The sequence below is a fragment of the Psychrobacter sp. 72-O-c genome (assembly GCF_904846605.1).
GTDB lineage: Bacteria > Pseudomonadota > Gammaproteobacteria > Pseudomonadales > Moraxellaceae > Psychrobacter.
Genome location: NZ_CAJHBI010000005.1, coordinates 120190 through 126465 on the forward strand (window position 1 = coordinate 120190; position 6276 = coordinate 126465).

Here is a 6276-nt window from a genome sequence, read left to right on the forward strand (position 1 = left end):
AAACACTCTCAGTATAAATACCCTCAATATAAAGCTTATGACTTCAAACCCATTGCATAATTAGCAATTAACGGTTTAATGTTAGGCAACTTATCAAAGGCAACCAATGCCACATTACGCGCCAGCTTAATAGCAGGATTGGGATGGGTAAAGCCGTGTACTACCGCATCACAAAAGCGAATCACCCGCTTCTGATCGGTTTGCCGTGATTTCTCATAGCGTTTTAGTAATTGAGGATCGCCGATATCGGCACCCTTTAACACTTGGGTACTCATCATTTGTGCAAGTACATGCGCATCACGCATACAGAGGTTAAAACCTTGACCCGCTACTGGGTGCAAAGTGTGAGCCGCATTGCCCATGATGACGCAGCGTCCATCAACTTGCGCATCTGCCAGCACACGCGTTAATGGATAAGCGCCGCGACGACCAGCCGTGGTAAACGTGCCAGCGCGCTGACCAAAGGCTTGCTGTAAGGTTTGTAAGAAATGATCGTCATCTTCTAAATATTGGGTTTCCTCACCTGTTGGACAGACCCAAACCACTGAACGTCGATAACCCGTCTGATAGTCATCATTGCCATCACCATCTGGATCAGTCAACGGCAATACCGCCAGTGGCCCTGCTGGACTAAAGCGCTCAATGGCGACATGCTCATGCGGTTGATCAGTCTGTACCACGCCCACGATAGCTGTTTGTCCATAATCATAAGTCGTCGTGCCGATACCTAAGAGCTGGCGTACGGTAGAATCGCGACCATCACAAGCCACTAATACACTGCCCTGTAATTGCTGCTCGTGCTCATCACTATCATAATAGTTAAAGCTAAGTGTAACCCCAGCTGTTGATTGTGAGCCTATTTGCTGTTCAACAGCTGTAACGTTGGCATTATCAATTAAGGTAATCAGAGGTTCCTGTTGCGCGGCTAATAATAACTTACGACCCAGCCAAGCGTTTTCCATCACTTGCCCAAATGACTCTACCTTCTCATCAGCCTTATTCAACTGCGCACGCCCAAAGCTGCCTTGCTCGCTAATCTGTACCGCATCAATACGGCAGGCATGGCTCTGTAGCTCTGACCATAGACCAATCTCTTGATAAATCTGTACGGTCCGACGCGACAACGCGGTATTACGGCTGTCTAAATAATGGCTACGGGTACTGTCATCATTTGGGCTAATGGTTGGATAGCTGTTTTTCTCTAACAAGGTACTGGCAATACCATGATGCGCTAATAATAACGCAAAGGACAAACCAACATGACCGCCGCCAGCAATAAGTACTTGCTGCTCGGTCAGCTTTGCTGTGCTTGCTTGTTTATGAGTTTGTATCGTTTCTTTATCATCAGTAGCATCGAGTTGCTTAGCGTTTGAATCTTTTAAACCATTATTATCCATCTTTATTATTCCTATTAAGGTGTTACCATCATTATTGCCATCTTTAATACAGTCAGTTCAAAATAAAAGAGAGTCGTTCATATCATCGTGCTACTGGTATCGTTTTTAAATTGGAGCAACTATAGTTCTATTGCTCGTAGCACTATTTTTATATGTTTTTCATATCATCATTTAACGTCATTTTTAATGTCGTTTTTTCACATAAACGTAGATTTAAGCGCTTATGACAGATAACGATTGAACCATTGTTAGATACTAATAGATTACCACAACTTACTCAAATTTCGGTGAGCTTCACTGTATCTAAGCGCTATGGTTATTGCTTTTGAGCTTGTACTATTAGTGAGTTGACGGTTAAATGACAGCGAAATGAGAATAAGACTACATTGATAGCTGAACCGAATATTAGCGATATGTTAGGTAGTTGCAATCGCCATACAAAAAACAGTCTCACCTAATGTCATGCTTAGCTTGAAATCTAAAAACTATCAACCATAATGACAACAGCACCTTCACTTTTGTCCCTATTAAAATAACGTACAGCCACCCTGTTAACCGTCACTTTTAAATACAAAATTTAGAACATAGCTTTTAAAAAATAATCTGTAAAAACATAATTTAAAAAACAGTACTTTGAATCTCATAACATTTTTTAGCACTTTATATATTAGCCTATTAATGATGTGTTTTTATGACCACGATGTTATAACAACAGCATGAGGGCAACCAATACAAGGATAATCGCTTGACTGACTCCATGAGCCGCCGTATAAAATTCGAATCATTGACCCCAGCCCAGCTCAAAACTGTGCTTGGTGAATATAATAGTCACATGAAATATATCCAAACTCGCCTCAATATCAAAATAAGTCAGCGCCAAGGTGATTTCTGCCTAAGTGGTGATTTGATAGACGTTGAGCGCGGTGAACGTATCTTATATAAGCTAGTAGATGAAACCCAAAACAGTAAAAATATTAGTCCAGAAGAGCTCCATCTCATAATTCAATCGAGTATTTCACGCGACCAAGATATAGAAGACGATGAGCAGACTGCAGCTAGCGAGGATAAAAACGATTTAGATTCGCCTAGCGACTTTACGCCTGTCAGCTTGCGTACTCGTAATGGCAAAATCGTACCCCGTGGTGGCAATCAGCAGCGCTATGTTAAGGATATCCTATCTTCTGATGTGTCGTTTGGTATTGGCCCTGCAGGTACCGGAAAAACTTATCTGGCAGTAGCCTGTGCGGTTGATATGTTAGAGCGCAATGAGATTGAACGTATCTTGTTAGTGCGTCCAGCAGTTGAGGCCGGTGAAAAGTTGGGTTTCTTACCTGGCGACTTAACTCAAAAGATCGATCCTTATTTGCGCCCATTGTATGACGCGCTATATGAGATGATAGGTTTTGAAAAAGTTGGCAAGATGCTTGAGCGTCAAGAGATTGAAGTGGCGCCATTGGCTTATATGCGTGGTCGTACGCTAAACAATTCATTTGTGATCTTAGATGAGGCACAAAATACCACCCCTGAGCAGATGAAAATGTTTTTAACGCGCTTAGGTTTTGGTTCACGTGCGGTCATCACTGGTGACATCACACAAGTCGATTTGCCGCGCGGTAGTAAATCAGGACTGGCGCAAGCGATGGAAATCTTAAGCGACATTGAAGAGATTCATATCACCAAATTTGATTCAAAAGACGTGGTACGCCATCAGTTGGTACAAAAAATCGTCGAAGCGTATGATGTGTTTGACGAGAAGGAAGAAATGCTCAAAGAGAAGCGCAAGCAAGAGCGTATGGCTGAACAAGATCGTCGAGACGCCATTGCTCATGCGGCGGCTAAGTTATAGTTCATACTATTAAACTTATGGTTTATTAAAAATAATTTATTAAGTTTATAATCTCAAACCTTTATTTTTAAAATAAAAAACCGGATATTTTTGTCCGGTTTTTTATGGTTTAATCTCAATAAGATAAAGGCAATAGACAAAGGATATAATAATGAGCCAACCTCATCACGAAGACTTTAATGTGAATGATAACGATATGAATAATCCAGATATAGATAACAAGCATACCAATAATACAGACTATCCTGAACTAAATATTAGCGCTGCTGACAGCTTTGATATAGACGGTGTTGATGCCGAGCTGTTAGATACTTTTTATACGGAAGAAGCATTGCAACCAGTGTTGATAGCGACCTTGGACTATATTAATGAGCGGCTTCAAAGTGGTCTTAATCTGCCTTACTTTGCCGATATTGATGATGAGTTATGGCAACAAAAGCCTAAAGCGCTGGATATCTATATTACTGATGGCATTGAAGGACGCGAGCTGAACTTAGAGGCGCGTGGTAAAGATCATCCGACCAATATTTTATCCTATCCAAGCGAGATGCCGGCCAATATTATTGAGCTGATGCCGACGTTACCTTTAGGTGAGCTGATTATTTGTCATGAAGTGGTGGTGCGTGAAGCCGCTGAACAAGATAAAACCGTGGCGCAGCACATTAGCCATTTATTGATACATGGCGTGCTGCATTTATTTGGCTTTGATCATATGACTGGGCAAGCTGAGCAAGACGAGATGGAAAGTTTTGAGATTGATATTTTAAAACGTCTAGCACTGCCCAACCCTTATCTTTAACTGTTTTAATCTTTATTCATCGGCAGCTTTTGTGATTGATCCATATTGTTGACCAGCATGTCCAAGCCTTTAACATGCACACTGCGCTGCGGGAATGGGATATCAATTTTATTATCGTCAAGCGCGTATTTAAACTGCTCAAGTAAATCGCACTGCATTCCCCACCAGTCATCATTGGTCGTCCAGACGTTCAAAGTCAAATCGACTGAATTGTCGCCTAAGTTAGTGACACGCACCACAGGCGCAGGGTCGCTAAAAGCAATAGGATTGTTTTTGGCCAAACTCAGCATGATATCTTTGGCTGTTTTGATATCTGCATCATAGCCAATACCTATGGTGATATCCACGCGGCGATTGGGCAGCGAAGTATAGTTGGTGGTGGCTGAGGTGGTGATTTCGCTATTTGGGACAATGATATCGTGATTGTTAATCGTCGTCAGATGAGTATTAATTAAGGTAATCTCAGTAACCGTACCGGTAAAACCATTGATCTGTATATAGTCGCCACGCACAAACGGACGAAAGGTCACAATCATGATACCAGCGGCAAAGTTTGACAGCTGATCCTTTAGCGATAGACCAATTGCAATGGCTGCACCACCTAGTATAGCGACAACCGAAGTCGTCTGTACACCAACTTTACTAAGCGCCGCTAGGACGACTATCACCAATAAAACACCGTATAGCAAGCGGCTTAAAAAACTGGCTACCGTGTCATCTAAACGACTACGCACCATAATGCGGTTAGCAACGCCGATGGCTTTTTTGGCCAGCCAGCGTCCCACTACAAATATCAGTAGCGCCAAGAGGACTTTAAATAATAGTGTCAATGCACTATCGATCAGCGCGGCGATATCCAGCGTAAATCCTAAAAATTCCATATTTACTCTTCTTTATTCTATGGCTTTATTTTTATAAAACTTGAACTTAAAATTAAATTTCAACTGTAATCTTAAACTACGTTCTTAAATTATAGTCTTAATAAGTCACTTCCACCGTATCGCTGTAACGATAGGTACGAATCAGGCGCAGCTCGACAATATCGCTCATGTCTGCCGTGAATTTACCAAAGGGCGCGGCTTGTCGTACTGATTGTTTAGCCGCTTCGTCCAAGATGGTTGAGTCTGAGCTTTCGAGCAGACGAATGGCTTTGATATTACCATCATCACTGATAATGACCATCAGACGTACTTCGCCGGTGATACCTTGCGCTCGCGCTTGTACGGGGTAATGAAGGTTGCCCACACGCTCGACATGCTCACGGAAAGTATCAATATAATCAGCTGCCGCGCCGCGTGTGGTTGAGTTACTATCCACGGTCACCACTTTCGACTTGGTCGCATACAGCTGCTGACGCTGAGACAGCTGCGCTTCTAAAGTAGCTATTTGCTTACGTAGCCGCTCTTCTTGCGCGACCAGATCATCTTGCGCTTGCTTGCTGTCGTTATCCGACTCTACACTGGCCTGACGCCAGCTCAATGTTGTCCGTAGATAGCTTTCTTGATAGCGCTGCTGGCGAACTTGGCGCTGCAAATCGATCACATCTTGAGTCTCGTTTATCTGCTCGGCAGATAATGGACTGGTCTGTGCGCTCTCCTGCCTTAAATGCTGTTGCACCGTACCGCCGCCCTCTTGTGAGGCATTAGCTATAAAATGAGCGTCTTCGTTCGGTTGCATATTTTCGGTCATCGCTTTAGCGACATCTTGAATTAATGCGGCTGGGTCTTGCCCCATAGAAAAACTAACGCCAAAGATAAGCAGCGCATGTGCGGCTACCGCGACCACAATAGCCATCGGCAAGCTCAAATTACGCGCGGGCACTTGCGCTGAAAAGTGATAGCTTTGCGAGTCTTTGATATGGGCCACAGTGGGTCTCAGCTTATAGAGGTAAACGTAGCGATAGCCGCCTTTGTACAGCCAACCGCTATTATTTTAACTGCCAGCATGCAAACGTCAGTAATATCCAGCCATTATCACTTTAACATCGGCGCTATCATAACATGAGCGTTGGCTAATGGTTAAGCTGACACATCACTACTCTGCCGCCTTATCACACACATAGACTGGCTTGACTTCCTCACCGCCCTAAACGACGGTGATTCCTACTGCTAGACGCTCAAGCCCGAGCGCGAGAATGTTTTTTGCCGCATTAACGTCGCGTTGATGAGTGACACCGCACTCGCAAAGCCATTCTCTTATTCTCAAATCTGTCCTACCTTTCGGACTGTTTTGGC

The 6276-nt window shown here is 43.3% G+C and carries 6 protein-coding genes; 2 read left to right on the forward strand and 4 right to left on the reverse strand.

The features are described 5' to 3' along the window. Positions 1-35: 35 nt before the first annotated feature. Positions 36-1298, reverse strand: a complete 1263-nt coding sequence (locus JMX97_RS02930; protein WP_265089427.1) for an FAD-dependent monooxygenase — start codon at positions 1296-1298, stop codon at positions 36-38. Between the two features lie 856 nt (positions 1299-2154). Here JMX97_RS02930 and JMX97_RS02935 point away from each other — a divergent pair. Together JMX97_RS02935 and ybeY are read left to right on the forward strand one after the other, a co-directional pair. Beyond that, complete coding sequence (locus tag JMX97_RS02935; RefSeq protein WP_201555252.1) at positions 2155-3243, forward strand: PhoH family protein; 1089 nt, start codon at positions 2155-2157, stop codon at positions 3241-3243. 151 nt (positions 3244-3394) lie between these two features. Next, positions 3395-4042, forward strand: a complete 648-nt coding sequence (gene ybeY, locus JMX97_RS02940; RefSeq protein ID WP_201555208.1) for an rRNA maturation RNase YbeY — start codon at positions 3395-3397, stop codon at positions 4040-4042. A 5-nt stretch (positions 4043-4047) separates the two neighbouring features. Here ybeY and JMX97_RS02945 read toward each other — a convergent pair whose 3' ends face one another. From JMX97_RS02945 to JMX97_RS02955, 3 genes are all read right to left on the reverse strand, one after another. Then, a complete protein-coding gene (locus JMX97_RS02945; protein ID WP_201555217.1) occupies positions 4048-4923 on the reverse strand; it encodes a mechanosensitive ion channel family protein in 876 nt (291 codons plus the stop codon). Between the two features lie 97 nt (positions 4924-5020). Next, complete coding sequence (locus JMX97_RS02950) at positions 5021-5908, reverse strand: energy transducer TonB (RefSeq protein ID WP_201555219.1); 888 nt, start codon at positions 5906-5908, stop codon at positions 5021-5023. A 219-nt stretch (positions 5909-6127) separates the two neighbouring features. Next, on the reverse strand, positions 6128-6276 hold a 149-nt coding region (locus JMX97_RS02955), incomplete at its 5' end, for a zinc ribbon domain-containing protein (protein ID WP_201554051.1).

Coding starts and splice junctions, on each gene's coding strand:
- JMX97_RS02945 (WP_201555217.1), bottom strand. CDS start 4,923: ATGGAATTTTTAGGATTTACGCTGGATATCGCCGCGCTGATCGATAGT.
- ybeY (WP_201555208.1), top strand. CDS start 3,395: ATGAGCCAACCTCATCACGAAGACTTTAATGTGAATGATAACGATATG.
- JMX97_RS02935 (WP_201555252.1), top strand. CDS start 2,155: ATGAGCCGCCGTATAAAATTCGAATCATTGACCCCAGCCCAGCTCAAA.